The 25,024-nt window shown below is 67.2% G+C and carries 25 protein-coding genes; 6 read left to right on the forward strand and 19 right to left on the reverse strand.

What is annotated here, in order from left to right; all coding sequences use genetic code 11:
• Positions 1-127: 127 nt before the first annotated feature.
• Positions 128-1,672: a helicase HerA-like domain-containing protein gene (locus KB874_RS01810; RefSeq protein WP_212534823.1), complete on the reverse strand. Its 1,545-nt coding sequence runs from the start codon at positions 1,670-1,672 to the stop codon at positions 128-130.
• Positions 1,673-2,150: 478 nt separating this feature from the next.
• Between KB874_RS01810 and KB874_RS01815 the strand changes: the two genes are divergently transcribed.
• Positions 2,151-2,789 (forward strand): invasion associated locus B family protein, encoded by a 639-nt coding sequence (locus tag KB874_RS01815; RefSeq protein WP_212534824.1) that lies wholly within the window; start codon positions 2,151-2,153, stop codon positions 2,787-2,789.
• A 64-nt stretch (positions 2,790-2,853) separates the two neighbouring features.
• On the opposite strand, the gene lpxB is transcribed toward KB874_RS01815, so the two are convergent.
• The 11 genes from lpxB to uppS all read right to left on the reverse strand — a co-directional run bounded on the left by lpxB (position 2,854) and on the right by uppS (position 13,720).
• Positions 2,854-4,011, reverse strand: a complete 1,158-nt coding sequence (lpxB, locus tag KB874_RS01820) for a lipid-A-disaccharide synthase (RefSeq protein ID WP_212534825.1) — start codon at positions 4,009-4,011, stop codon at positions 2,854-2,856.
• On the reverse strand, positions 4,011-4,889 hold the full coding sequence (locus tag KB874_RS01825) for an LpxI family protein (protein ID WP_212534826.1): 879 nt from the start codon (positions 4,887-4,889) through the stop codon (positions 4,011-4,013). Before KB874_RS01825 ends, lpxB begins: the two co-directional genes overlap by 1 nt.
• A 31-nt stretch (positions 4,890-4,920) precedes the next feature.
• Positions 4,921-5,709 (reverse strand): acyl-ACP--UDP-N-acetylglucosamine O-acyltransferase, encoded by a 789-nt coding sequence (gene lpxA, locus KB874_RS01830; RefSeq protein WP_212534827.1) that lies wholly within the window; start codon positions 5,707-5,709, stop codon positions 4,921-4,923.
• Positions 5,706-6,167: a 3-hydroxyacyl-ACP dehydratase FabZ gene (gene fabZ / locus KB874_RS01835; RefSeq protein ID WP_212534828.1), complete on the reverse strand. Its 462-nt coding sequence runs from the start codon at positions 6,165-6,167 to the stop codon at positions 5,706-5,708. The genes lpxA and fabZ overlap by 4 nt, the downstream gene beginning before the upstream one ends.
• Before the next feature lie 72 nt (positions 6,168-6,239).
• A complete protein-coding gene (locus KB874_RS01840; RefSeq protein ID WP_212534829.1) occupies positions 6,240-6,881 on the reverse strand; it encodes an OmpH/Skp family outer membrane protein in 642 nt (213 codons plus the stop codon).
• A complete protein-coding gene (gene bamA, locus KB874_RS01845; RefSeq protein ID WP_212534830.1) occupies positions 6,881-9,268 on the reverse strand; it encodes an outer membrane protein assembly factor BamA in 2,388 nt (795 codons plus the stop codon). The genes KB874_RS01840 and bamA overlap by 1 nt, the downstream gene beginning before the upstream one ends.
• A gap of 104 nt (positions 9,269-9,372) precedes the next feature.
• Positions 9,373-9,504 (reverse strand): hypothetical protein, encoded by a 132-nt coding sequence (locus tag KB874_RS23090; RefSeq protein ID WP_283053411.1) that lies wholly within the window; start codon positions 9,502-9,504, stop codon positions 9,373-9,375.
• Between the two features lie 144 nt (positions 9,505-9,648).
• Entirely contained in the window at positions 9,649-10,995 is a 1,347-nt protein-coding gene (gene rseP / locus KB874_RS01850; protein ID WP_212534831.1) for an RIP metalloprotease RseP, read from the reverse strand.
• Between the two features lie 45 nt (positions 10,996-11,040).
• Complete coding sequence (gene dxr, locus KB874_RS01855; RefSeq protein ID WP_212534832.1) at positions 11,041-12,213, reverse strand: 1-deoxy-D-xylulose-5-phosphate reductoisomerase; 1,173 nt, start codon at positions 12,211-12,213, stop codon at positions 11,041-11,043.
• A complete protein-coding gene (locus tag KB874_RS01860; RefSeq protein WP_212534833.1) occupies positions 12,210-12,998 on the reverse strand; it encodes a phosphatidate cytidylyltransferase in 789 nt (262 codons plus the stop codon). Before KB874_RS01860 ends, dxr begins: the two co-directional genes overlap by 4 nt.
• A complete protein-coding gene (gene uppS, locus KB874_RS01865) occupies positions 12,995-13,720 on the reverse strand; it encodes an undecaprenyl pyrophosphate synthase (protein WP_212534834.1) in 726 nt (241 codons plus the stop codon). The genes KB874_RS01860 and uppS overlap by 4 nt, the downstream gene beginning before the upstream one ends.
• A 121-nt stretch (positions 13,721-13,841) precedes the next feature.
• On the opposite strand from uppS, the gene KB874_RS01870 reads away from it, so the two are divergent.
• Positions 13,842-14,528, forward strand: a complete 687-nt coding sequence (locus KB874_RS01870; RefSeq protein WP_212534835.1) for a M48 family metallopeptidase — start codon at positions 13,842-13,844, stop codon at positions 14,526-14,528.
• A gap of 7 nt (positions 14,529-14,535) precedes the next feature.
• Here the strand turns inward: KB874_RS01870 and KB874_RS01875 are convergent, their stop codons facing one another.
• The 3 genes from KB874_RS01875 to KB874_RS01885 all read right to left on the reverse strand — a co-directional run bounded on the left by KB874_RS01875 (position 14,536) and on the right by KB874_RS01885 (position 17,415).
• On the reverse strand, positions 14,536-15,687 hold the full coding sequence (locus KB874_RS01875; RefSeq protein WP_212534836.1) for a hypothetical protein: 1,152 nt from the start codon (positions 15,685-15,687) through the stop codon (positions 14,536-14,538).
• 28 nt (positions 15,688-15,715) lie between these two features.
• Complete coding sequence (locus KB874_RS01880; RefSeq protein ID WP_212534837.1) at positions 15,716-16,525, reverse strand: cobalamin B12-binding domain-containing protein; 810 nt, start codon at positions 16,523-16,525, stop codon at positions 15,716-15,718.
• A 110-nt stretch (positions 16,526-16,635) separates the two neighbouring features.
• A complete protein-coding gene (locus tag KB874_RS01885) occupies positions 16,636-17,415 on the reverse strand; it encodes an SDR family oxidoreductase (protein ID WP_212534838.1) in 780 nt (259 codons plus the stop codon).
• Positions 17,416-17,542: 127 nt separating this feature from the next.
• On the opposite strand from KB874_RS01885, the gene KB874_RS01890 reads away from it, so the two are divergent.
• The gene (locus KB874_RS01890; protein ID WP_212534839.1) at positions 17,543-18,571 is read left to right on the forward strand and encodes a Hint domain-containing protein; all 1,029 of its coding nucleotides are present in this window, start codon (positions 17,543-17,545) and stop codon (positions 18,569-18,571) included.
• A gap of 76 nt (positions 18,572-18,647) precedes the next feature.
• Positions 18,648-19,487 (forward strand): universal stress protein, encoded by an 840-nt coding sequence (locus KB874_RS01895; RefSeq protein ID WP_212534840.1) that lies wholly within the window; start codon positions 18,648-18,650, stop codon positions 19,485-19,487.
• Here the strand turns inward: KB874_RS01895 and KB874_RS01900 are convergent.
• Entirely contained in the window at positions 19,481-19,735 is a 255-nt protein-coding gene (locus KB874_RS01900) for a DUF7218 family protein (RefSeq protein WP_212534841.1), read from the reverse strand. The two genes, KB874_RS01895 and KB874_RS01900, sit on opposite strands and share 7 nt — an antisense overlap.
• Positions 19,736-19,788: 53 nt before the next feature.
• Positions 19,789-20,157: a nuclear transport factor 2 family protein gene (locus KB874_RS01905; protein WP_212534842.1), complete on the reverse strand. Its 369-nt coding sequence runs from the start codon at positions 20,155-20,157 to the stop codon at positions 19,789-19,791.
• A gap of 126 nt (positions 20,158-20,283) precedes the next feature.
• Here KB874_RS01905 and KB874_RS01910 point away from each other — a divergent pair, with 126 nt between their 5' ends.
• Together KB874_RS01910 and KB874_RS01915 are read left to right on the forward strand one after the other, a co-directional pair.
• Complete coding sequence (locus KB874_RS01910; RefSeq protein ID WP_212534843.1) at positions 20,284-21,891, forward strand: peptide chain release factor 3; 1,608 nt, start codon at positions 20,284-20,286, stop codon at positions 21,889-21,891.
• A 46-nt stretch (positions 21,892-21,937) separates the two neighbouring features.
• Complete coding sequence (locus tag KB874_RS01915) at positions 21,938-22,606, forward strand: DUF6639 family protein (RefSeq protein ID WP_212534844.1); 669 nt, start codon at positions 21,938-21,940, stop codon at positions 22,604-22,606.
• A 6-nt stretch (positions 22,607-22,612) separates the two neighbouring features.
• Here KB874_RS01915 and KB874_RS01920 read toward each other — a convergent pair whose 3' ends face one another.
• The gene (locus tag KB874_RS01920; protein WP_212534845.1) at positions 22,613-23,863 is read right to left on the reverse strand and encodes a vWA domain-containing protein; all 1,251 of its coding nucleotides are present in this window, start codon (positions 23,861-23,863) and stop codon (positions 22,613-22,615) included.
• Positions 23,864-23,940: 77 nt separating this feature from the next.
• Positions 23,941-24,849, reverse strand: coding sequence for an AAA family ATPase (locus tag KB874_RS01925; RefSeq protein ID WP_212534846.1), 909 nt, complete (start codon positions 24,847-24,849; stop codon positions 23,941-23,943).
• Positions 24,850-25,024: the final 175 nt, after the last annotated feature.

Below are 25,024 nucleotides of genomic sequence, written 5' to 3' on the forward strand. Positions count from 1 at the left end.
CACGACGCCCCAACCGGTCGAGTTCGCGACCATCGGCGCCGACTTCGTTTAGACGGTCGCCCGAAGGCGGACCGGCGTGTGCCTTGAGAGCAAGGCCGGGGATCGCTGCCAGCGTCGGTCCTTGCCCTCAGCGGGCCTTGAACAGTCCGCCCAGGATACCGCGCACGATGCGGCGGCCCGTGGTGCCGGTGAGTTCCTTCATCACCATCGAGCCCACCTGTTCGCTCAGGCTTTTCTCGCTGCTCTTGCGGCTGCGCGGGGCGGGGTCGTCCACGCGGCTGCCGGAATAGCGGCGCGCCGCCTTGAACTCGCGTTCGGCTTCCTCGGCCTCAACCTCGCGCCGTTCCGCCTCGGCGGCCGCTTCGGCGGCCTTTGCGGCGCGGGCGGCCAGGATCTCGTGGGCCGAGTCGCGGTCGATCCGCGTGTCGTATTTCCCGGCGAGGTCCGAGCCCCTCATCACGCCGCCGCGCTGTGCCGGGCTGATCGGGCCGAGTTGCGACGAGGGCGGCCGCACCAGTGTCCGTTCGGCGATGCCGGGCACACCCTTCTTTTGCAGGAAGGACGTGACGGCCTCGCCGACGCCGACCTCGCGGATCGCCGCCTCGATGTCGAAGCGCGGGTTCTCGCGATAGGTCTCGGCCGCCAGCTTCAGCGCCTTGCGGTCGCGCGCGGTGAAGGCGCGCAGCGCGTGCTGCACGCGGTTGCCCAGTTGCCCGAGGATGTCCTCGGGGATGTCGTCGGGATTCTGGCTGATGAAGAACACGCCGACGCCCTTGGAGCGGATCAGGCGGGCCACCTGCTCGACCTTGTCGACCAGCGCCTTGGGCGCGCCGTCGAACAGCAGGTGCGCCTCGTCGAAGAAGAAGACCAGCCTGGGCTTGTCCGGGTCGCCCACCTCGGGCAATTCCTCGAACAGTTCCGACAGCAGCCACAGCAGGAAGGTCGCGTAAAGCCGGGGCGAGCCCATCAGCGTGTCGGCGGCGAGGATGTTGACCTGCCCGCGTCCGTCCGGGGCGGTGCGCATCAGGTCCGACAGGTCCAGAGCCGGTTCGCCGAACAGGTTGGCACCGCCCTGGTTCTCCAGCACCAGCAGCCGTCGCTGGATCGCGCCGACAGAGGCCGGAGAGATGTTGCCATAGCGCAGCGACAGGCCGTCGCGATTCTCGCCGACCCAGACCAGCAGCGCGCGCAGGTCCTCGAGATCGAGCAGAGGCAGCCCGTCTTCATCCGCCAGCCGGAAAGCGATGTTCAGCACGCCTTCCTGCGCCTCGGACAACTCCAGAAGCCGCGACAGCAGCAGCGGGCCCATCTCGGCCACGGTGGTGCGCACCGGGTGGCCCTGCTGGCCGAACAGGTCCCAGAAAGTCACCGGGTAATCGCGATAGGCGAACTCGTCAAAGCCGATCTTGGCGGCGCGCTCGGTGAAGGGGGCGTGCAGCTTGCCCGTTGGATCGCCCGGCATGGCAAGGCCCGACAGGTCGCCCTTGACGTCCGACATGAAAACCGGAACGCCCGCATCGGAAAAACCCTCGGCCAGGATCTGCAGGGTGACGGTCTTGCCGGTGCCGGTGGCCCCCGCGATCATGCCGTGCCGGTTGGCGTAATTCAGCGCCAGAAACTGCTTTTCACCATAGTCCGGGCCGCCCCCGCCCACGAAGATTCCATTTGTCAACAATCCGCCCTCCCAGCCGTGCGCACCCGAACATACTATCTTAACCAGTTGCTGCCAGTGTCATTCGTGCCCAAGGCGTCATGTCCTCTCCTGTCTTGGGCAGACTTCCTCCCTGTCAGACTGGCCGCGCCCTCGGGCGCGGCTTTTTTCATGTGCCCAATGCGCATGATTATTTGATCAAGAAGCCTGTTGACCGCCGCGCATTGTTTTCGTAGCGTTCGGGCAATGACAAAGTCGGCCAGTCCGGCAGGGAGAAAAAAGGAAGAGGGCCACAGGCCCTCTTCTGCATTTTCAGCATCCTGCCAGACCGTTGCGTGCCGTTCTTCAAGTGCCTCATTTTCGGAATGCCGGGTATCTGGGCCGGCTTTCGCCGATCCGGGGGCGGCATCGGGCAGCAGGTCTGGAATTCCTTCCTGACACTCGCCTAGTCCCGTGTTAATCGAATGCCAACCAGAACGCAGGCATGCAGAGGACACCCATGAAACATTCGCTCACGCTCCTGACCACCATCGCGGCGCTCGCCGCGGCCCCCGCTCTATGGGCACAGGAGACAGCGCCCGCAGACCCCGCTCAGCCCGCAGCCGAGGCGCCGGCCGATTCAACTGGCATCGAAGGCACCCCCGGCGGCACGCTGGACGTGGGCGAAGAAGTGGCAAACCCGAACCAGCCGCGGACCTACATCAAGGAGACCTTCAACGATTGGTCCCTGCAATGCCTCCAGGTGCAGGAAAACCCTGAGGTCTGCCAGATGTCCCAGCTGCTGAAGGAGCCCAACGGCGGCGGCGTGGCAGAGGTCAGCATTCTTCGGGTGCAGGACGCCGGCCAAGCCGTGGCGCAGGGCACGTTTATCGTGCCGCTGGAAACGCTGCTCAGCGCCAAGCTCACCATCCAGGTGGACAATGGCCCGGCACGGCGCTGGGATTACACCTACTGCGACCAAATCGGCTGTTATGCGATCGTCGGGTTCACCGCCGAGGATATCGACCGGTTCAAACGCGGCGCAAAGGCGCAGATCACGCTGATTCCCGTGCGTGCTCCGGACCAGCGGGTTGTCGTCGACATGCCGCTGTCGGGCTTCACCGCAGCCTATGACAGCGTGACGGCGATCACCCAGTAAAACCGGTTTCAGCTTTCGACAGCCCCCGGCCGTCCTCGGCCGGGGGTTTTCCTTTGTCGCAGGGTCAATGGCGCGTCGCCGCCGCCGCAATGCCGTCCAGCACGGCGCGCGCCGCGCGCTCGCCGGGATGGGGGCCACCCGCACCCAACCGCTCCATCGTCAGGCGCATGGCCTCGCGCTGGTCACCGGGATCGTCCAGCACGCGCAGCGCCGCCTCGGCGATCCAGTCGGCGCGGCAGCGGTTGCCGATGAATTCGGGCACCGCGCGGGTTTCCGACACCAGGTTCACCAGCGTCACGGAATCGACCCGCAGCATCCGTCCAATGATCTGCCGGCTGAGCCAGCTCATGTCATAGGCGATAACCATCGGCGTGCCATTGGCCGCCAGTTCGAGGGAAACCGTGCCCGAGGCCGCCACCGCCAGGTCGGCGGCGCGGAAGGCCGCGCGCTTGGCGCTGCCATCGTCCTTGCGCGGGTCGATCACCAGGGGCGTGCCGGGCCAGCGCGGCACCTCTTCGGCCAGTTTCGCCGCCACCGCGGGGGCGGCCGGCAGGACCAGCCGCAGGTCGGGGCGCGCCGCGTGCAGGCGCCGGGTCACATCCTGAAAGATCGGCAGCAGCCGCGCGATTTCCGACCGGCGCGACCCGGGAAGCAGCAGCACCATCGGTCCGTCGATGCCATGCGCCGCGCGAAAGGCGGCGACCTCGGTCTCGGTGGCGATCGGGTCGGTCACCACCGGGTGCCCGACGAAATCGCAGCGCATGCCCGCAGCCTCCATGTAGGGCGGCTCGAAGGGCAACAGCGCCAGGACCTGGTCCACATGCGCGGCCATCTTCGCCGCGCGCCCCGGCCGCCAGGCCCAGACCGTTGGGGCGACGTAATGCACCGTGCGCACGTCGCCGGCGGCCTTGACCAACCGCGCCACGCGCAGGGAAAACTCCGGCAGGTCGATGGTGATCAGCACGTCGGGGCGCTGCGACACCACCGCGTCGGCGGTCTGGCGGATGCGGGCCTTGAGATGGCGGTATTCGCGCAGGATCTCGGCCACGCCCATGACGCTGATTTCGTCCATGGGAAAGAGGCTGTGCAGGCCCTCAGCCTCCATCCGCGCGCCGCCGATGCCTGTAAAGGTCACGTCCGGCACCAGCCGCTTGAGCCCGGCCATCAGCGCCGCGCCCAGCTTGTCGCCCGAGGCCTCGCCCGCGGTGATGAAAACGCGCATCAGGCGCCCCTCTCGCGGATCCAGAGGAACAGGCCCGCCCGGTCGCAGGCGGCGATGACGCGGGCACGGTGCAGCACCATCACGCCGCCCGCCTCGATCACGATGCCCGACAGACCCGCGCGGGCCACCGTGTCGACCGTGTCAGGGCCGATTACCGGCAGATCGGCGCGACGATCCTGCTGCGGCTTTGGTGCCTTGAACAGGATACCCTGCCCTGGCCCGTCGATCCCCGACAGCCAGTCTGCCGCCGCGCCCAGCAGGGCGCCTGCATTGTCCATCAGCATCCCGACCGCATCGCCCGCGTCAGCGCTGGGCGACAGGCGGCGCAGCATGGCGTCGGTGCCGTCGGCCTGCTCGCGCGCGACCACGGCACCGCCGCGAACCACGCAGGCTTGGCCCTGGTCGAGTGCGCCCATCTGCGCCACGGTGGCCTCGCCCAGGGCGGCGTCTGTCGCGATCTCGGGTACGGGTTTCGCGCGGGTGGGCACGCCGGCGGGCGGCAGCAGCGCGGGTGCGGCATCCTGCGCGGCCAGCACGTCGAAACCGGCCTCGGCAAAGAGTTCCAGCACGATGCGCAGCGCGCCGTCGTCGCCCATCTCCAACGCCTGTAGGAAACGCGGGACAAAGGGTTTCGTCGCATCGTCCAGCGCCGCCGGGTCGAAATCGGGACGGCGGATATGACCGCAGAAACAGACCCGGTCCACGCCGCGCGCCTTCAGCCAGACCAGCAGGCTGCCCAGTGTCTCCAGCCGAAAGCGGATGTCGGGCACCAGCCCCTCGGGCTCGAAACCGTGCAGCGCGCAGATCACCGGCGACTCGGGCAAAGCATCGGCGATGGCGCGCGGCAGATCGCCCGCGCCACAGATCAGCGCCAGCATGGCCCGCACCCCGCAGATGCTGCCCGCACCATCAGCCCGGCGTCAGGAAATGGCGATCACTGTCGCCAAGAATGAAGTCGACGATCTCGCGCACATAGTCGCTTTGCGTCTCGTCGCCCAGCCGCCTTGCCCGGTCGGCGAAGGCCCCCTCGCCCTGCGCCAGCATCTGGAAGGCGGCACGCAGCGCGGTGATGTCGGCGCGCGACACGCCGCGCCGTTTCAGCCCCACCAGGTTCAGCCCGTCCAGCTTGCCGCGCGGCGCCTGGACGAGGCCGTAGGGGATCACATCGTTGGTCACCATCGTGACCGCGCCGATGATCGCACCGCGCCCGATGCGCACCCATTGGTGCACGCCGGACAGCCCGCCGATGATCACGTCGTCCTCGATCACGCAATGGCCGGCCAGTGCCGCGTTGTTCACGATGATGACCCGGTTGCCCACCTGCGCGTCATGCGCCACGTGGCAGCCCGCCATGAACAGACCGTCATCGCCCACGCGGGTCACGCCGCCGCCGCCCTCGGTGCCGGTATTCATCGTCACGTGCTCGCGGATGCGGTTGCGCTTGCCGATCTCGAGCCGGGTCTTCTCGCCCCTGAATTTCAGATCCTGCGGGATCTCGCCGATCACCGCGAAGGGAAAGATCGCCGTCTCGTCGCCGATGAGTGTGCGTCCGGTGACGGCGACATGGCTTTTCAGCTCGACGCCCGCGCCCAGCGTGACCTCGGGGCCGACATGGCAGAAAGGACCGATCCGGCAGCCCGGCCCGATCGTCGCGCCGTCCTCGATCACTGCAGAGGGATGGATCACGCTGTCGCTCACGCCGGGATATCCATCATCGCGGTGAACTCGGCCTCGGCCGCCATCTCTCCGTCCACCTCGGCGACGCCGCCGAATTTCCAGACCCGCGCGCCGGGCTTGCCGCGCAGCGTGGTCAGTTTCATCCGCAGCTGGTCTCCCGGCGTGACCTTGCGGCGGAACTTGCACTTGTCGATGGACATGAAATAGACCTTCATCTCCTTGTCGGCCATGTCCAGCGCGCAGCCCACCATGACCGCCGCCGTCTGCGCCATCGCCTCGACGATGGTGACGCCCGGCATGATCGGCAGGCCGGGAAAATGGCCCTGGAAATGCGGCTCGTTCATCGTGACGTTCTTGATCCCGACTGCGCTGGCATAGCCGTCGATCTGCTCGACCCGGTCGACCAGGAGGAACGGGTAACGATGCGGCAGGATGCGCTGGATCAGCTGGATGTCGGCGCGGGTGGGCGTGTCTGTCATGCGGTTCGGGCCTTCCTGTCCTTGATTGGCGAAACCCCTAGCAACCGCCGCCGCGCGGGGCAAGCGCCGCGCTCAGTCGGCGGCGGGCGCCGCTGGCGATGCCGGGGTCTCGGGCGGGGCGGGCTGCGCCGGGGATTCGGGCACAGCCTCGGGGGCCGGGGTCAGCGCACTGCCGTCGCCGATGGCGCCGTCGATAAGCTCGATAGCCTCGTCGGTGACATCGATCGCATCCGCCGCCACGAAGACCGCGCGCAGTTCCAGGATGACGGCGGCGCTGGCCTGCTGCATCAGGGTGCCCAGGACCGGGCGCGCGGCCTCGGCGAACTGGCGCCGGGCGGCCTCACTGCGCGCGCCGAGAGAGCGGGCCTTTTCATCCTGCTCGCGCCGAAGCCGCTGCACCTTTTCGTCAAAGGCCTCGGCCAACACGCGAAACGCGCCCGCCTCCATCGCGGGCCGGCGCTGGGTGAGGCTGCGCTCTTCCTCGACCAGTTCGGCCTCGATGCGGCGGTTCTCGGCGGCGATGGCCTGGCCCTCGGACTCAAGCTCGGCGCCGATCCGCGCGCCGAACGCGCTTTCCGAGAACGCGCGTTCGAAGTCGATCACCAGGACCGCGCTCTGTACGAAGCCGGATGAGACGGGCTCGCCCAGGGATAGGCCCTGGGCCACGCCCATCGCGGGCGCAAGGCACAGGGCCAGCGCCGCAAGACCCCGCATCAGAACTGGGTCGAGATGGTCAGGTCGAAGTTGAGCGCCTTGTCGAACGACCGTTTCTTGAGCGGCTCCGAGAAGTTCAGGCGCAGCGGCCCGATGGCGCTGTCCCAGAAGATCGAGAAGCCGACGACATGCCGCGCATCGAACCCGTCAGAGACGACAGAGCCCGTGGCATTCGACTTGGTCGCGCTCGACAGGCCCCAGACAGAGCCCACGTCGTAGAACAGGCCGCCGGAGATGCCGTATTCCTCGGGAAGGCCCAGCGGGAATTCGGCCTCGAACCGGGCCACGGCAAAATAGTTGCCGCCCAGCGGATCGTCGACGCCGGTGGCCTTGTTGATCTCGCGCGGGCCGATGCCGCCATATTCAAAGCCGCGCATGACGTTCGGCCCCATCAGGAAGCGATCCGTCACCCGGCCTTCGCCCTGGGAATAGTTCAGTGCCCCAGCCTCGACAGAGGCGCGCAGCGTGACTTCCTCGGACAGGACACGGGTCTGCGCGACCGCGCGCACCGTCGACTTGATGAAGGTCGTATCGCCACCAAGACCGGCGAAATCCTGGCCGAACTCCAGCAGCACGCCGGAATTCGGGTTCAGGCCCGCGCGGCGGGTGTCAAAGCTGTAGGTATAGCCGAGATAGCTGTCAAAGCGCTCGCCCTCGGCGGCCTCGGCCGTGACGATGCCGCCCACCGCGGTGCCGGTGTTCAGGCTGATGTCGGAATAGCTGAGGCCGTAGCGCAGTTGCAGGCGCCCGTTCTCGGAGACCGGAAACTCGAAGCTGGGGCTGAACAGGCCCGAGGTCGTATCGTAATCCGCCGCGAGGTTGTCGGTCTCGTTATAGCTGAGCCCGACGCCGAAGGTCACGTCGCGCGCCAGGAAGGCGGGTTCGGCAAAGCTGAAGCTGTAGGCCCGGGCGCTGCTGGACGTGTTGATCGACAGGCCCAGTTGCTGGCCCCGGCCGAGGAAGTTGCGTTCGGAAAAGCCGATCGCCGCGCCGAAGCCATTGGTGGTCGAGTAGGACCCGCCGAAGGACAGCGAACCGGTGGGCTGTTCCTCGACATCGACCTCGACGACGACCTGCTGCGGGGTCGATCCCTCGCGGGCGTTCACCTGCGCGTCCGCGAAATAGCCAAGCGCGCGGATGCGTTCGGCGGATTCGCGGATAGCGCGCGGGTTGAACGGGTCGCCCTCTACCGTGCTGAACTGGCGGCGCACGACGCGGTCAAGCGTGGTGGTGTTGCCCTCGATATCGATGCGCTCGACGAAGATGCGCTCGCCGCGCGTCAGCAGCAGCTCGACATCCAGCGTAAGGTCGCGCTCGTTGCGGTTGATGCGCGGCTCGACACGGACGAAATTGAGCCCCTCGCGGATGGCCAGCCGTTCCAGCCGCGCGATCTCGGATTCGACGAGCGCGGGCGAATAGACCTTGCCCGACTTGAGCTTGACCGCCGACCGGAACAGGTCGACATTGACCTCGGGCAAGTCGGAATCGACGGAAACCTCGCCCACGCGGAACTGCTGGCCCTCTTCGACGTTGAACGTCACGAAGAACCCGTCGCGCTCTTGCGAAAGCTCGGAATTCACCCCGGTGATGCGAAAATCGACATAGCCGCGCGAGGCGTAGAAATCACGCAGCAACTGCTTGTCGAACTCGATCCGGTCCTCGACAAAGGTGTCGCGGCGGATGATGGCGCGCAGCAGGCCGGCCTGCTTGGTGTCCAGCACCCGACGCAGGCGACGGTCGGAATAGGCGTTGTTGCCGACAAAGCCGATACGCTCGATCTCGGCGACGCCGCCCTCGAATATCTCGAAAACAAGGTCGATGCGGTTGTCGCTGCGGCGGATCACCTTGGGGGTGACGCGCGCCGCGATGCGGCCCTGCACGCCATAGGCCTCGGAGATCAGCTGGGCATCCTGCTCGGCAAGGCGCGGATTGAACACGCGGCGCGATTCGGACTTGATCAGCGGCAACAGGTCCTCGTCCTTGATGCGCGAGTTGCCCTCGAAGCTGATGCGGTTGACCGTTGGATACTCGACCACCTTGATGACCAGCCGCGAGCCCTGCGGAATGATCTCGACCTCTTCGAACAGGCCCGAGGCGACAAGGCGCTGGTAGGCGTCATTGAGTTCGGCCGCGCTGACCGGCTGGCCGCGCGCGATGCCGGCATAGGACAGGATCGTGCCTGCCTCGATCCGGGTATTGCCCTCGATCGCCACGGAACTGAAACTGTAGGATTGCGCCTGCACCTGTTGCGGGGCGCCCGAAACGCCAACCGAAAGTGCCAGCGCGATGGCCACGGCCTTCGCTGCGCCGGAAAGGTGTGCGGCGGCACGACCCTTGGTGCGGCGATTGTCTTCACGCGGCCCGCGCGTGTTCTCCACTGCCCACATGGTAACAACCCGATCTGAAATCCCTCGGAATGTCACTATCGGGAATGGGGGGCCTTGTCAAAACCGCGTGGCGCGGTTTTCCGCATCCGTGGCAGACGCGCCTCTCAGTGCAGGATCGAACCCAGCCAGGCACCGGCGAAAAGCGCGAAAACGATGGTGCAAATGTAAAGCAGCCGGTCCCAGTTGATGGTCACCAGGAGGCTCACGCTGCGGTATCCGGCGGCAATCGTCTGCATGGATTCGGTCCTTTCCTGCGTGCAGACAGGCTAGCGCGACATTCGGGCAGGAATTTGACGTGCATCGGGCGGATTGTGACCGAAGGGAACGACAATGCCCGGCACGGACCGGGCATTGTGGACATTCCGGCGACGATGACCCGCTCAGGGACAGAAAATGTCGTTCGACAGGGCAAAGACCATCAGGCCCAGGATCACCGTCAGCCCGATCGACATCAGCACGCGCAGCGCCTTGTCCGAGGGCGGACGGCCCGATACCGCCTCGTAGGCGTAGAAAACCAGATGCCCGCCATCCAGAACCGGCACCGGGAACAGGTTCAGCAGGCCCACGGCGGTCGACAGAACGGCGATGAACCAGATGAAGCTGGCGGTGCCTTGGCTGGCCATGTCGCCGCTGGTCTCTGCGATGCCGATGGGCCCGGACAGGTTGCAGCTGCTGATCCGGCCTGTCACCATGTGCCACAGACCAGAGATCGAGCCCTGCATGATCGCGCCCACCTGCTCGACCCCGCCCCACAGCGCCGCGCCAAATCCCAGCGACTGCGTCGCCGGCTCGAACGCCATGCCACCGACGATGCCGATGCGATAGAAGGTCTGGAAACTGTTGTCGGGCTGCGGCTCGTCCACGCGGCGCGGCGTCAGCGTCATGTCCAGAATCTCGCCGTCGCGCCAAACCGCGATGTCCAGCGGCGCCCCTGCAGAGCTTTCGACGCTGTCCTTGAGCTGGGCAAAGGCAAAGATCTCCTGCCCGTCGATGGCGGTGATCACGTCGCCCGGGCGCATGCCGATGTCACCCGCCGCCGAGCGCGGCACGATCTGCGTGGCGATGGGCGGCAGGACATACGGCCCGGCCACGTCGATCCGCGCGCCGTCGCGATCCACCGTGTAGGTCAGCTGCGGCGCAACCGGCAGGGACTTCAGGAATTCATCATAAGCGACGCCATCCTCGAACGAGGGTGGCGTGCGCCCCTCGATCGCCAGCACCGTATCGTCCGAGCGCAACTCCTGCGCCACAGGCAAGGTGCGCAACTCGCCCACGGTCAGCGGGTCGGCCACCTCGCCACGCATCATGAAGACGCCGGTGAAGATCACGATCGACAGGATGAAGTTGAAGATCGGCCCCGCCGCCACCGTCGCCGTGCGCGCCCAGAGCGGTGCCCCGGCCATGGTCGAGCGCCGCTGTTCCTCGGTCATGCCGGCCAGCGCCTCGGTGTCGGTGCTGGCCGAACTGGGATCGCCGTCGCCACGGAATTTCACATAGCCGCCAAAGGGAAGCGCCGCGAACTGCCATTTCGTGCCGTGCCTGTCGACGCGCGAGAACAGGACGGGACCAAACCCCAGCGAGAAGACCTCGGCGTAGATTCCCGACCACTTGCCCACGATGTAATGGCCGTATTCATGGATCGCGACGATCACCGAAAGGGCCACGACAAAGGCGACAAGCGTCCAGAGGACGCCGCCGAAATGCGGGATCAGGCTGGTCAGGTCCAAAACGTCGCGCCCCCTGTTATTGCGCTCTTCGGTCGGGCCGCGCCGTCAGGCCCCGCCCGCGATGATCTCGCGGGCCGTCTGCCTAGCGAGATGGTCCGCATGGTGGACGTTATCAAGAGTTATCGCGGCATCAATAAGGCCCGATTGGGCCGAAAGGCCGGAGAGCACGTCCTCGACGACACCCGCCATGCGTGTAAATCCGATGCGCCGCGCGATGAACCCGTCCAGCGCCTCTTCCTTGGCGGCGTTGAACACCGCGCCCGCCAGGCCGCCCGCCTGCATCACCTCGCGCGCCAGCCGCAGCGCCGGCCAGCGAACCTCGCAAGCCTTGCGGAAGGTCAGGCTGCCCAGCGCCGCCAGGTCCAGCCGCGCCACCGGCAGGTCGCGGCGTTCCGGGTAATGCAGGGCAAAGCCGATGGCGTGGCGCATGTCGGGCGGCCCCACATGCGCCATCAGAGCCCCGTCGCGGAAGCCGACCAGCGCGTGAATCAGGCTTTCGGGATGCACCACGGCCTCGATCTGACTGGGATCGACGCCGAAAAATTCACGGGTTTCAATCAGTTCCAGAGCCTTGTTGAACATGGACGCGGAATCGATGGTGATGCGCTGGCCCATGTCCCAGTTGGGATGGGTCGCGGCCTCTTCGGGCGTGGCATTCGCCAGCGCCTCAAGCGGCCAGTCGCGGAAGGCGCCGCCAGAGGCGGTGATGACGATGCGCTCGACCGTGGCGATATCCTCGCCGATCAGTGCCTGGAACACGGCGGAATGCTCGCTGTCCACCGGCAGGATGGTGGCGCCATGCGCCTTCGCCGTCTCCAGCATCAGGCGGCCCGCGCAGACCATGCTTTCCTTGTTGGCCAGCGCCAGCGCCGCCCCCTGCCTCAGTGCGCGCAGCCCCGGCTCCAGCCCGGCGGCGCCGACAATGCAGGACATGACCCAGTCCGCCGGCCGGTCCGCCGCCTCGAGCAGCGCCGCACGGCCCGCCGCGGCCTGGACGCCCGAGCCCGCCAGCGCGTCGCGCAGCGCGGGCAGTTGCGCCTCGTCCGCGGTGACGGCGACCTCCGCCCCCAGGCGGCGCGCGTCAAACGCCAGTTGCGACACGTTGCGCGCGCCGCTCAGCGCCACCACGCGATAGGCGTCCGGGTCGCGGGCGATCAGGTCTATCGTGTTCTGTCCGATCGAGCCCGTCGCGCCGAAGATCGAGATGGCACGCGTCATTGCACCCCCGGGGGAAAGCCCACGATCTGCCCGGCGATCAGGATGAACAGCGCCGCGCCCAGCATCCCGTCGAACCGGTCCAGCAGGCCGCCATGGCCGGGAATCAGGTGCGAGCTGTCCTTGACGCCCTCGCGCCGCTTCAGCGCGCTTTCACCGATATCGCCGATCTGGCTGGCCATGCTGACCGCGATGGAAATGCCCGCCAGCCCCGGCCCAGCAGCCGTCGCCTTGGCGAAGAGGATTCCGACCACCGCCGCGCCAATCCAGCCCGCCACCGTGCCCGACCAGGTCTTTTTCGGACTGACGAGCGGCCAGAGTTTCGGCCCCCCGATCATCCGCCCCGCGAAATAGCCCGCGACGTCCGTGACCACCACGACCAGTACCAGCCAGGCCATCCAGACCAGCCCGAAATCGTCGCGCACCGCCATCATGCCATAGCCCGCCAGCAGGATCAGTGCGGTAAAGACCGCGTAGGTCGCAGCGCGCCGCTCCATCCGGGCGAACCCCAGCATCGAGGGCAGCATCAGCAGCGGCAGGGCAAAGCCGGGCGGGATCTCGGCCGCGATCAGCGCGGCGGCGGCGGCGGCGGCACCGAGAATGTATTGCGAGGCCGAGCGCGCGGTATCCAGCATCGACACCAGCTCCCAAACCATCAGCCCGCAGATGACGGCGATCAGGATGTGGAACCACAGACCGCCGGCCCAGACCGCGGCCATGCCGACCGCCACCAGCCCCACGCCCGAGGCGACTCGGGCGGCCAGATCCTCCCAGCGTGGGTCGCTCATGCCGAGACGGCCCCGAAACGCCGGTCGCGACGGCCATAGCTCTGCGACAGGCGCGCCAGTTCCTCGGCGGTGAAATCGGGCCACAGCGTGTCGACGAACTCGTATTCCGCATAGGCCGATTGCCACAGCAGGAAGTTGGAAATCCGCGCCTCGCCGCTGGTGCGGATCACCAGGTCTGGATCAGGCAGAACGCAGGTGTCGAGATACTTTGGCAAGGTTTCCTCGGTCACGTCCTGGGGGCGCAGCCGGCCTGCCTGCACGTCCTCGGCCAGCCGCTTCGTGGCCCGCGCCACCTCGTCCCGGCCGCCATAGTTCAGCGCGATGGTCAGGTTGGTCCCGGTGCAATGCGACGTCATCTGCTCGGCCTCGTCCATCAGGGTCCGCAGCTTGGCGTCCAGGCGCGGTCGGTCGCCGATGAATCGAACGCGCACGTTTTCCTTCACGAAGGCCTGCATTTCCTTCATGATGTAGCGCCGGAACAGGCTCATCAGCCCGGCCACCTCGACTTGGGTGCGCTTCCAGTTTTCGGTCGAGAAGGCAAAGATCGTCAGATACTTGATGCCCAATTCGGGGCAGGCCTCGACGACCTCGCGGACGCGCTTGGCGCCGCGCTGGTGGCCGAACAGGCGCGGCCGGTTGCGCATCTGCGCCCAGCGCCCGTTGCCGTCCATGATGATGGCCACGTGATGCGGTCCATCGGTTTCACGGAAGGCTTTGGGCATGGTCTATCCTCTCGGGTTCTGCCCTGTGATAGCGCAAGCGCGCGGGAAGGACAAAGCGCAAAGTCGCAAAGCCGTGAACGCCCCCGGTTGCGCATCGCCGCAGGCGCGCCATATTCCCCCCATGCTCAAGTTCACGCCCATCCTTCTCGCCATCCTCTACGCGCTGGTGATGTATCGCTTCTCGGTCTGGCGCACCGCGCGCGAGCTCGACGCGCGGTCGACCGAGCTGGCCGATGCCGGGCTGAGGCGGCTGACCGACAGGATGGCGGCGGCCCTGTCGCTGCCGCGCATCCGCGTGCATGTCTACGAGATCGAGCCGATCAACGGGCTGGCCGCGCCGGATGGGCGGATCTTCATCACAAGGGGATTCTACAACAAGTACCGTGCCGGCGAGGTCTCGGCCGAGGAACTGGCCAGCGTGATCGCACATGAGATGGGGCACGTCGCGCTGGGCCACACGCGGCGACGGATGATCGACTTTTCCGGCCAGAACGCGCTGCGCACCGCGCTGGCCATGGTGCTGAGCCGGTTCCTGCCGGGCGTCGGCGTGGCGATTGCCAACATGCTGACCTCACTGCTGGCGGCGCGGCTGTCGCGGTCGGATGAATACGAGGCCGACGAGTATGCAGCAGCGCTGCTGGTCAAGGCGGGAATCGGGCTGGCGCCGCAGATCTCGATGTTCCAGAAGCTCGACGCCATGACGCAGGCGCGCGCGGGCGCCGTGCCCGCATGGCTGATGTCGCACCCCAAGACGGCAGAACGCATCGCCGCCCTGCGCGCGCTCGAGGACAAGTGGGAAAAGGCCTAGGCGGGCCTCACACCCCGTCCGCTGGCAGCAGTCGGAACGACGCCTCGGCCACGTCCTGACCGTTGACTTGCAGGATCACCGCGTGCGGACCGGGATGCAGGCGAAAGGTCGTTGCGTCCCCCTTCAGCCGATGCGCCTTTTCCAGCCGCAGCGCCGCGCCCGGCCCGACCTGCCCCTTGCCCAGCTTGAACACCTTTTCCGCCGCCCCCGTGGGTCGGTGAAAGCGCAGCCGGTAATCCGCCAGCACCGGCAGGTCGGCATCCGCGCCGATCTCGGCCACCACCGGCAGCGCCTCGCCGATGCGCACGGACCCTGGCAGGATCAGCCGCGCCCGCAGCGTGCCGTCTGTCCGGTAGCCCAGGAGCGCCAGCGCATCCGGCTCGCCCCGCTCAATCGCGGTGCGCAGTGCGTGCCGCGTGATCCAGGCCATTTCCCGCGCATCTTGCAGGCCGGCCCGTTGCCAGGCGGCCAGCCGCGCGGGCACAAGGTCCGGCACCAGTTTCCCGATATCGTTCATGTGGTTGGCCACCGACCGCGTGACATAGCGCGTGGGGTCCGCATGCAGCACGTCGAGGAAACGCAGCGGCACACGCGGGTCCAGCGTGATGTTGCGCGCCCAGGGCAGACGCGGCCGCGTGCCCTCGCTGACCAGCCGACGGACATGGTAATTGTCGTCCTGCGCCCACCGGTCCAGCCGCGCCAGGGTCTCGTCCGGCCAGCGGTTCAGAAAGGGACGGATGTAGAACTCCATCGAGAACCGCTGCGTCGCCGCGTGCAGCAGGTCCAGCGCCCGCTCGCGGTGATCCTCGAGTCCGTGCCTTGCGGCGAGGATGCCCGGCACCGCGTGGATGAAGCGCCCGAAATCGTCGTCGGTGCGCGACGGGTCGAGCGGCGGCGGCATCGCGGCCTCCAGCGCCTCGGCCATGGCAGGAAAATCGCGCGGCAACTGCGCCTCGATGCAATCGGCGATCCAGTCGAGTCGCTCCAGCAGGCCGCGCCCGGTCAGCCCGCCGACGGCCTGGGCACGAAAGCGCGCGGCGTCGAATCCCGACAACACGGCATAGTCCCGCGCCAGGTCGGCCACCGTTCCCTCGTTGAACAACTGGTCGGCAAGCGAGAACCCGGCCCCGCCGCCCTGCCCGTCCGGTCCGCGCGCCATCGGTGCCTCCTGTCCGGTCTCCGCCGCCTCAGCCCTTGCGCAGGTCGCCGCCCGAGAGCCGCGCCATCACGGCCAGCGCCTCTTCGACAGTCGCCACGGCGCTGTCCGGGGCAAGAAGGCGCACGAAATCGGGCTGGTCGCGCACGACCTGTCCGCTGATGACGACATGGATGGCCGGATTCGCTGCCCGGACCGCCAGCACCAGCCGCGCCAGCGCCTCGGCCGACGACTCGCCGCCAGATGACAGGCCCAGCACGACGCAGGCCAGCCTGTCGATCTCGGCAAGGATCTGGTCATGGTCGGCATTCACCAGCGTGCTCACGTCCCAGCCGTGCTGGCGGAACAGTTCCGCCGCCATCTCGACGCCAAGACTGTGTTCCTCGCCCGGCACCAGCGCGAACAGCACCTGCTCTGCCCTCGTGATCCGCGGCGGCGGCAGGCGGTCGCGCAGGTCATGGACCAGCTCGTAAAGCCGCCAGGCCGCGACCGTCACCTGCACGAAGCTGGCCTCGCTGTCTTCCCACATCTGGCCCAGACGCACCGCGGCCTCGGCGAGGTAGCCGACATAGAGCCGGTCCAGTGAAAGGCCGCTTTCCTGCAGATCGTTCAGGATGAACCGCGCGTCCGAAGGATCGTCTGACAGAACCGAGGCACAGAGGCGGTCGATGACCGCGCTCTGCGTCTGTTCCGCCGCACCCGGAACACGGGTGCGCGCCTGCGCCATGCGGATCACCACCTCTCGTGCGAGGTCGTTCAGCGCGTCCTCGGACAAGGCCGAGCGCAGCGCGGAGACCCGCGAGAGGGTGATAGTCAAGTCGGGGTCGGACTGATCCGGCATGTCCCCATCCGTTATTCTCTGGGCAGGCAAGCTATTGATTCATTCAAGATGTATCTTGCCTGGTCGTCCGGTGTCGATCCCTTTCGTCGGTTTCGGCGACCGGCTTGGCATCAGAGAGTAGCGTTGGTCGCGCCGCCGTCCAGCAGGATGTTCTGCCCCACGATGAAACCCGCATGTTGCGAACACAGGAACGCGCACATCGCGCCGAACTCGGCCGCGGTGCCGTAGCGGCGGGCCGGGATGGTAGCGGCACGGCGGGCGCGGGCCTCTTCGATCGGGATGCCCTCGGCCTTGACCACGCCGCCATCCAGAGCGTTGGCGCGGTCGGTGGCGTGGATGCCGGGCAGCAGGTTGTTGACGATCACGCCCTTTGGCGCCACCTGCCGCGCGGTGCCCGCGACATAGCCGGTCAGCCCGGTGCGCGCCGCATTGGACAGGCCCAGCTGCGGGATCGGCGCCTTGACCGATTGCGAGGTGATGTTGACCACCCGGCCCCAGCCCCGGTCGGCCATGCCCGGCATGAGGGCGGTCATCAGCGCGATGGGCGTCAGCATGTTGGCGTCGAGAGCGCGGATGAAATCCTCGCGCCCCCAGTCCGACCACAGGCCCGGCGGCGGGCCGCCCGCGTTGGTCACCAGGATGTCGACCGCGCCCGCGGCCTCCAGAACCCGCGCGCGTCCTTCCTCGCTGACGATATCCGCGGCAACGGTCGTCACCGACACCTGGAACCGGTCGCGGATCGCCTGCGCCGTGGCCTCCAGCGCCTCTGCGCCGCGTGCGTTCAGCACCAGGTCCGCGCCGGCCTCGGCCAGCGCCTCGGCACAGCCGCGTCCCAGCCCCTTGGACGAAGCGCAGACCAGCGCCCTCTTGCCGCGAATTCCCAGATCCATGCGCGTTTCCCCTCACGTCTTGTCCATCGCCGGCAAAAACCCGGCGCCGGTCCCAGTTGATGCCATATTTCCCTGCCAGACAACCCGCGCTAGCCTGCGACAGGACCGACCCGGGAGAGCAGACAGGATGACCGACCCGCGACCAGACGCCATCGCGCAACGCAGCGTTCAGACGCTGCGCCTGCTGCGCGCGTCGCACCTGACGGTCAGCGCGGGCGCGAACCTGAACGATCCGCTGGGCATCGCAGACGAACTCATGCCCGAGGACGTCTATCGCCTGTCGCCGCTGGCACGGGTCGAGCCGATGCGCGTCCTGGTACGCGCCACGCCACCCTTCGAGATCGCCCGCGACAGCGAGACCGGGATGCCGGGCGCGGCGCTGCATCTCGATGCGCGCGTGACGCTGATGGCCGCAGACGGCAGCACCGCCGAGGCCCTGGTCCTGGTCGAGACCGACAGGCAGGACGATGTCGCAGGCGTTTGGGTGCTGCCCATCTCGCCCTTGCAGCCGCGCAGCGATTACGTGCTGGTCAGCATCGACCGCGACGGCGGGCTCGACTGTTTTGCGCAGGTCGCCTGCGCCTCGTTCACGCGCGGCACGCGGATCACGATGGCGACGGGCGCGCAGGTGCCGGTCGAGGATCTCAGGCCCGGCGACCGCATCCTGACCCGCGACGACGGCCCGCAGCCCTTGCGCTGGATCGGCCAGCGCACGACCCGCGCCACCGGCCTGTTCGCGCCCGTCCTGATCCGTGCGGGCACGCTGAACAACGCCGGTGACCTGGTCGTGGCCCCTGACCACCGCCTGTTCATCTACCAGCGCGCCGACCGGCTGGGCGCGGGGCGGGCGGAACTGATGGTGCGGGCGCGGCACCTGGTCAACGGCACCAGCATCGTGACGCTCGAGGGCGGGCACGTGGATTACTTCCACATGCTCTTCGACCACCACCAGATCGTCTATGCCGAGGGAATCGCCGCCGAATCGACCCTGCTGGATACCGCCAGCCGCGCGCTGCTGCCCGAAGAGGCCGCGCCCGAACTGCTGGCGCTACTGCCCGCGCATCGGCGCAGCGATTTCCGCGCCATCGAGGTGCAGGAGAGCCTGCTGGACCGGCCCGACGCGGCCGACCTGCTGCGGAAATCCTCGCTGGGTTAGGCATCCTGTCGCATGCCTTGCGTCCCAAGCCCGAGATCCCGATGCTACGGAAGATCACGGGAAAGGGAGGCCCACCATGACCGATGCGATTCTCGTCGCCACCGACCTGTCGGAACGCTCGGACCGCGCGTTGCACCGCGCTGCCACGATCGCGCGCGCCACGGGCGCCAGGCTGCTCGCGGCGCATGTGGTGGACGATGCCATGCCCGAGGACATGCGCGACACGATGCTGTCGCGCGCCGAAAAAGGTCTGCACAAGCAACTTGGCCACCTGGCCGACGGCCTGGATTTCGAGGCGAAGGTCGTGACCGGCGACCCGACCGGCGCGCTCTTGCGCCTTGTGGCAGAGACACAGCCCCGGCTGCTGGTCGTGGGCACGCACCGACCCCGCCCCTTCCTCGACCTGGTGCGCGAGACGACTGTCATGCGCATCGTGCGCCGCGCCGCCTGCCCGGTGCTGATGGTGCGCATCCCGGGTGACACGCCCTACGCGACGGTGCTGTCGGCCTGCGATTTCTCACCGGCGTCGGACGCCGCGCTGCTTCTCTCGGCGCAGTTGGCCCCCGATGCCACCCGCCACCCCGTCCACGCGGTGCACGTGCCCTATTCCGGCATGATGGCCGCTTCGGGCGGCAGCGCCGACTTGGTCGTGGCCAGCTTCCTCCAGGAAGCCGAGCAACAGGCAGAGATCTGGCGCAAGAAGAAGGTCGTGCAGAGCGAAGAACTCAAGGTCGTCCATGGCCCGCTGGGGGCGGTGATCTGGCAGGAGGCGAACCGCCTGAACGCCGACCTGATCTGCGCCGGAGCCCATGGCCGTGTCGGTGCACCGCCCGCGCTGCTGGGCTCGCTGGCAACCGAGTTGTTGCGCGACGCCCCCTGTGACGTGCTGCTGGCGCGGCCTGCCGCGGATCAGTGATCGCGCAGCGCCGCGATCAGGTCGTCCTTGGTCATGCTCGACCGGCCTTCGATACCGATCTCCCGCGCGCGGTCATAAAGCGCGTCGCGGGTCCACTCCTCGTAGGGCGGCGCCTTGCCGCCTTTTTGCGAGGGATTCATCGACTCGTTGGCCTGCGCATTGGCGATGCGTGCAGCCTTTTCCCTGGACATGCCCTTGTCACGCAGGGCCTTGTAGGTGTCTTCGTCCTTGATCGACGGGGTCGGCATGGCGGGCCTCCTTTTACGCCTCAACGTCGCGACCCGCCCGACCGTTCCCGCGCTCACATGGCGTAGAAGAACTCCTCGCGCACGATCTTGCCATCCGCGACGTGATAGATCGCCACCTCCTTCATCGAGAAGGCCTTGCCGCTCGCCTTGTCGCGGCCCTCGGCCTCAAAGATCACCGCAAAGCGGTCGTCGCCATGCAGCAACGGGTCGCTGACGCTGCCGCCGGTCATCTCGTTGTTGGCGTTCCACCATTCGTGCTTGCCCCGGATCGCATCGAGGCCTTTCGCCTCGCGGCCCATGCCCTCCATGCCGACGGCTTCGACCGACACCGCGGTATCGGCGTAAAGCCTGCCCAGGTTCTCCATCTCGCGGCCGGTGCGGCATCCCTCGACCAGCGCATCCGCAATCGTCTTCAAATCCATGTCACATCTCCGACTATGCATATTTGTTCACGTTACGTTCGCAATTCTTTGCAGCCCGGCCCGAGTCGCACAAGCCTTTCCGTGCCACGCTTGCCAAGACCCGCCCTTCGCCCCTATACGCCGCCCATGCTGGACCAGTCGCCAAACCGCCCCGCCCTGCCCGCCGAGATCGCCCGCCGCCGGACGTTCGCGATCATCTCGCATCCCGATGCGGGCAAGACCACGCTGACCGAAAAATTCCTGCTGTTCGGCGGCGCGATCCAGATGGCTGGACAGGTTCGCGCCAAGGGCGAGGCGCGGCGCACGCGGTCGGACTTCATGCAAATGGAAAAGGACCGCGGCATCTCTGTCAGCGCCTCTGCCATGTCCTTCGACTATGGCAAGTTCCGCTTCAACCTGGTGGACACGCCAGGCCACAGCGACTTCTCCGAAGACACCTATCGCACGCTGACCGCCGTGGACGCGGCGGTGATGGTGATCGACGGGGCCAAGGGCGTGGAATCCCAGACGCAGAAGCTGTTCGAGGTCTGTCGCCTGCGCGACCTGCCGATCCTGACCTTCTGCAACAAGATGGACCGCGAGGCGCGCGAGACCTTCGAGATCATCGACGAGATCCAGGAAAACCTGGCCATCGACGTCACGCCCGCCAGCTGGCCGATCGGGATGGGCCGCGAGTTCATCGGCTGCTACGACATGCTGAACGACCGGCTGGAACTGATGGACCGGGCCGACCGCAACCGCGTGGCGGAATCGATCCGCATCGACGGGCTCGACGACCCGAAGATGGAACAATACGTGCCGCCGCAGTTGCTGGAAAAGCTGCGCGAAGAGGTCGAGATGGCGCGCGCGCTGCTGCCCGCGCTGAACCCGCAATCGGTTCTCGAAGGGCACATGACCCCGATCTGGTTCGGCTCGGCGATCAACAGCTTTGGCGTCAAGGAACTGATGGACGGGATCGGCCGCTATGGCCCCGAACCCCAGCCGCAAAGCGCGACACCCCGCCAGATCGCCCCGGAAGAGGACAAGGTCACGGGCTTCGTCTTCAAGGTGCAGGCCAACATGGACCCCAAGCACCGCGACCGCGTGGCCTTTGTCCGCCTCGCCTCGGGGCACTTCATGCGCGGCATGAAGCTGACCCATGTGCGCAGCAAGAAGCCGATGGCGATCACCAACCCGGTCCTGTTCCTGGCCGCCGACCGCGAACTGGCCGAAGAGGCCTGGGCCGGCGACATCATCGGCATCCCGAACCACGGCCAGCTGCGCATCGGCGACACGCTGACCGAGGGCGAGGCGCTCAAGGTCACGGGGATTCCAAGCTTTGCGCCGGAACTGCTGCAGGGCGTGCGCGCTGGCGACCCGATGAAAGCCAAGCACCTGGAAAAGGCGCTGATGCAATTCGCCGAGGAGGGTGCGGCCAAGGTATTCAAGCCGATGATCGGCTCGGGCTTCATCGTCGGTGTCGTGGGTGCCCTGCAATTCGAGGTGCTGGGATCGCGGATCGAGCTGGAGTACGGGCTGCCGGTGCGCTTCGAGGCGTCGCAATTCACGTCGGCCCGTTGGGTCCACGGCCCGCGCGAGGCGGTCGACAAGCTGGTGAACGCCAACAAGCAGCATATCGGCTACGACCATGATGGCGACGTGGTCTATCTGACCCGACTGCAATGGGACATCGACCGGATCGTGCGCGACTACCCCGAGATCACCCTGAGCGCGACGAAAGAGATGATGGTCTGATCCGCGCGGGTTTACGCCTCGGCCTGCTATGCCTAGGCTTGCACTTATGCGCCGTGTCTTTCGCTCCCTTTGGACCATAGCCCTCTGTGTCGGAACCGCGCAGGCCGCACCGCTGGCCTGCGGCAACGGCATCGTGACGGTCGAGGCTACGGACGCCGCACTTGCGGGTGCGATCTGCACCCGCTCGGACGAGACCTTGGCCCGCTTCGCCGCCTGCGATCTCGGTGCGCCGCCTCCCGTGACCGTCTCGGTGGTGGACAGCATCCCCGCCAATTGCGTCGGCGTCTTTCACTGCCACGAAAGCCGGATCGAACTGTTGTCCCCCGACGCGCTGGAGGCAAGACGCGACGATCTGGGCCTGTTCGACGGCCTCCCGCCCGAGACCTTGATCGGCAGCATCCTTCATCACGAATTGTCACATGCGCTGTATGACGGCACGCCCTGCCCCTATGCCAGCTGCGTCGCGAGCGCCGAATACTTTGCCTACACGCAGCAGCTGTCGGCCTTGACCGAGAGCCAGCGCGCGCCCGTCGCCGCGCGGGTGGCGCCCGGCGTTCCGGTGCCAAAAGCCCGGATCAACCCGTTCATCCTGTTCATGGATCCCGACCTGTTCGTGGCCACGGCCTGGGCCGATTTCACCACCCGCCCCGATCCCTGCACCCATTGGCGCGCGATGCTGGACGGCGACGTGATCTTTGACCGGGTGCATCCCTGAGGCGCATCACAGCAACGCCATCAGCCGCGCCTTTTCCCCGCTGTCGTCGGGGCGCGAGATCGCTTCGGCGAGTTGTTCCAGCGTGGCGATGCTGTGGCCCGCGCGGAAACTGTCCACGTGCGGCAGCATCGCGCGGATACCTGTCGCCTTGGGTGCGAACCCGTCCCAGCGCAGCAGCGGGTTGAGCCAGATCAGGCGGCGGCAGGACAGGTGCAGGCGCTCCATCTCCTTGCCCAGCGCGCCGGCATCGTCGCGGTCGAGCCCGTCGGTGATCAGCAGCACCACCGCCCCCTGCCCCATGACACGGCGCGACCAGTCGCGGTTGAAGGCGTGCAGGCACTGACCGATGCGGGTGCCGCCCTCCCAGTCCTGCGCCTCGGCGCCGGCAGCCTTGAGCGCGGCGTCCACGTCGCGGGTGGCGAGGTGGCGGGTGATGTTCGTCAGGCGCGTGCCGAAGGTAAAGGCATGCACCCTGGCCCAGCCCTGCCCCTTTTCATTGGCCACGGCGTGCAGGAAATGCAGCACCATGCGGCTGTATTGGCTCATCGAGCCGGAAATGTCGCAGAGCACAACGAGGTTTGGCCAGCGCGGGCGCTGTTTCGCCTGGGCGATGGTGCGGATCTCGCCCCCCTGGCGCAGCGCGGCGCGGATCGTGCGGCGATAATCGGTGCGGTGGCCCTGGGCGGACGCCATGCGCCGCCGCGACAGGATCGGTTTGACCGGCAGGCGCAGTTTCGCCAGCATCCTCTTGGCCTGCGCGATTTCCTCGGTCGACATCTGCTCGAAATCGAGGCTGCGCAACTTTTCCTGCGCGCTCATGGTCATCGAGGCGTCGATCTCGACCTTGGTGGCTTCTTCGTTCTCTTCCTGCTGGGGAAGTTCCGGGATCTTGTCGTCCAGCAGCGCCTGCGCCGCGCGTTTCTCGGCGGATTGGGCGAGTTTTTCCTCTTGCACGCCGCGGACTGCGGGCAGCATCAGGCTCATCATGTGTTCGAGAAAACGCGGGTCGCGCCAGTAGAGGCGGAAGATCTGCGCGAACACGACCCGATGCTCGGGGCGGTTCACGAAACAGGCGTGCAGCGTCCAGTAGAAATCCATCCGGTCGGTAAAGCCCGCCGCCTCGACCGCGCGCACGGCGTCGATGACCCGGCCCGGTCCCACCGGCAGCCCGGCGCGGCGCAGGGCGCGGGCGAAATGGATGATGTTCTGCGCGAGGCGCGGGTTCTCGGGGATCTCGATCGGGGCGTATTCGGGCATCGGTCAGGCCGCGCGGGGGCTCTGCCCCCGCACCCCCGGGATATTTATGGCCAGAAGAAACAGGGGACGTGCGCCCATCAGGCGGCCTCGATCTGTTTCTTCGCCTCGTCGAGGATGCGTTTCGCCTCGGAGCCCTGGATCTTCTGGATGTCGTCCTGGTATTTCAGGATCGCACCCAGCGTGTCGGAGATGACCTGCGGGCTGAGGTCGATCACGTCGAGCGCCAGCAGGCATTTCGCCCAGTCGATGGTTTCCGCGACGCCCGGCTTCTTGAAGATGTCCTCGGTGCGCAGACTTTGCACGAAGGCGACGATCTGGCGGCTGAGCGTGTCGGCCACCTCGGGGGCACGGGCATGCAGGATTTCCACCTCGCGGTCGAAGCCCGGGTAGTCGACCCAGTGATAGAGGCAGCGGCGCTTGAGCGCGTCATGCACCTCGCGGGTGCGGTTCGAGGTCAGGATGACGATGGGCGGTTCGGGCGCCTTGATCGTGCCGATCTCTGGGATCGTGACCTGGAAATCGGACAGCGCCTCGAGCAGGAAAGCCTCGAAGGGTTCGTCCGTGCGGTCAAGCTCGTCGATCAGCAGGATAGGCGCGCCGTTCTCGTCGGGGCGCATGGCCTGCAGCAGCGGGCGTTCGATCAGGAAATCCGGGCCGAAAAGCTCGCGGTTGAGGATGTCGCGGTCGGCATTGCCCTGCGCCTCGGCGGTGCGGATGGCGATCATCTGCGCCGGAAAGTTCCATTCGTAGACCGCGCTGGAGGCGTCGAGCCCCTCGTAGCATTGCAGGCGGATCAGGCGGCGGCCCAGGGCGGCCGACAGCGCCTTGGCGATTTCGGTCTTGCCGACGCCGGCCTCGCCCTCGAGGAACAGCGGACGGCCCAGCTTCAGCGACAGGAAGACGACCGTGGCCAGCGCCCGTCCGCAGACATAGCCCGTGTCGGACAGGACCTTCTGAACCTCGTCGATGGATGCGGGCACGGTCATGGGCTTTCCTCCTGTTCCGCCTTGGGTGCCTGCCCGCGCAGGCGGGGTCAATAGCGCCAAGGTCGCAGTGGCCTTGTTAAAATGCCTTGGAAAAGTTGACCGGCAGCCCCGCTGCCGTCATCTTTTCCTGAAGACTCCGGCGCTATGACCAGAACGGTCCGAGCTGGATCCAGAA

Origin of the sequence: Thetidibacter halocola, assembly GCF_018224955.1 — a bacterium.
Lineage (GTDB): Bacteria > Pseudomonadota > Alphaproteobacteria > Rhodobacterales > Rhodobacteraceae > Thetidibacter > Thetidibacter halocola.

Bases quoted from the DNA above. Each gene is read 5' to 3' on its own strand.
- KB874_RS01815 (WP_212534824.1), top strand. From the start codon at position 2,151: ATGAAACATTCGCTCACGCTCCTGACCACCATCGCGGCGCTCGCCGCG.
- lpxB (WP_212534825.1), bottom strand. From the start codon at position 4,011: ATGCGCGTTTTCATCACCGCGGGCGAGGCCTCGGGCGACAAGCTGGGC.
- KB874_RS01825 (WP_212534826.1), bottom strand. From the start codon at position 4,889: ATGCTGGCGCTGATCTGTGGCGCGGGCGATCTGCCGCGCGCCATCGCC.
- fabZ (WP_212534828.1), bottom strand. From the start codon at position 6,167: ATGACAGACACGCCCACCCGCGCCGACATCCAGCTGATCCAGCGCATC.
- KB874_RS01840 (WP_212534829.1), bottom strand. From the start codon at position 6,881: ATGCGGGGTCTTGCGGCGCTGGCCCTGTGCCTTGCGCCCGCGATGGGC.
- bamA (WP_212534830.1), bottom strand. From the start codon at position 9,268: ATGTGGGCAGTGGAGAACACGCGCGGGCCGCGTGAAGACAATCGCCGC.
- KB874_RS23090 (WP_283053411.1), bottom strand. From the start codon at position 9,504: ATGCAGACGATTGCCGCCGGATACCGCAGCGTGAGCCTCCTGGTGACC.
- dxr (WP_212534832.1), bottom strand. From the start codon at position 12,213: ATGACGCGTGCCATCTCGATCTTCGGCGCGACGGGCTCGATCGGACAG.
- KB874_RS01860 (WP_212534833.1), bottom strand. From the start codon at position 12,998: ATGAGCGACCCACGCTGGGAGGATCTGGCCGCCCGAGTCGCCTCGGGC.
- uppS (WP_212534834.1), bottom strand. From the start codon at position 13,720: ATGCCCAAAGCCTTCCGTGAAACCGATGGACCGCATCACGTGGCCATC.
- KB874_RS01870 (WP_212534835.1), top strand. From the start codon at position 13,842: ATGCTCAAGTTCACGCCCATCCTTCTCGCCATCCTCTACGCGCTGGTG.
- KB874_RS01875 (WP_212534836.1), bottom strand. From the start codon at position 15,687: ATGGCGCGCGGACCGGACGGGCAGGGCGGCGGGGCCGGGTTCTCGCTT.
- KB874_RS01880 (WP_212534837.1), bottom strand. From the start codon at position 16,525: ATGCCGGATCAGTCCGACCCCGACTTGACTATCACCCTCTCGCGGGTC.
- KB874_RS01885 (WP_212534838.1), bottom strand. From the start codon at position 17,415: ATGGATCTGGGAATTCGCGGCAAGAGGGCGCTGGTCTGCGCTTCGTCC.
- KB874_RS01890 (WP_212534839.1), top strand. From the start codon at position 17,543: ATGACCGACCCGCGACCAGACGCCATCGCGCAACGCAGCGTTCAGACG.
- KB874_RS01895 (WP_212534840.1), top strand. From the start codon at position 18,648: ATGACCGATGCGATTCTCGTCGCCACCGACCTGTCGGAACGCTCGGAC.
- KB874_RS01900 (WP_212534841.1), bottom strand. From the start codon at position 19,735: ATGCCGACCCCGTCGATCAAGGACGAAGACACCTACAAGGCCCTGCGT.
- KB874_RS01905 (WP_212534842.1), bottom strand. From the start codon at position 20,157: ATGGATTTGAAGACGATTGCGGATGCGCTGGTCGAGGGATGCCGCACC.
- KB874_RS01910 (WP_212534843.1), top strand. From the start codon at position 20,284: ATGCTGGACCAGTCGCCAAACCGCCCCGCCCTGCCCGCCGAGATCGCC.
- KB874_RS01915 (WP_212534844.1), top strand. From the start codon at position 21,938: ATGCGCCGTGTCTTTCGCTCCCTTTGGACCATAGCCCTCTGTGTCGGA.
- KB874_RS01920 (WP_212534845.1), bottom strand. From the start codon at position 23,863: ATGCCCGAATACGCCCCGATCGAGATCCCCGAGAACCCGCGCCTCGCG.
- KB874_RS01925 (WP_212534846.1), bottom strand. From the start codon at position 24,849: ATGACCGTGCCCGCATCCATCGACGAGGTTCAGAAGGTCCTGTCCGAC.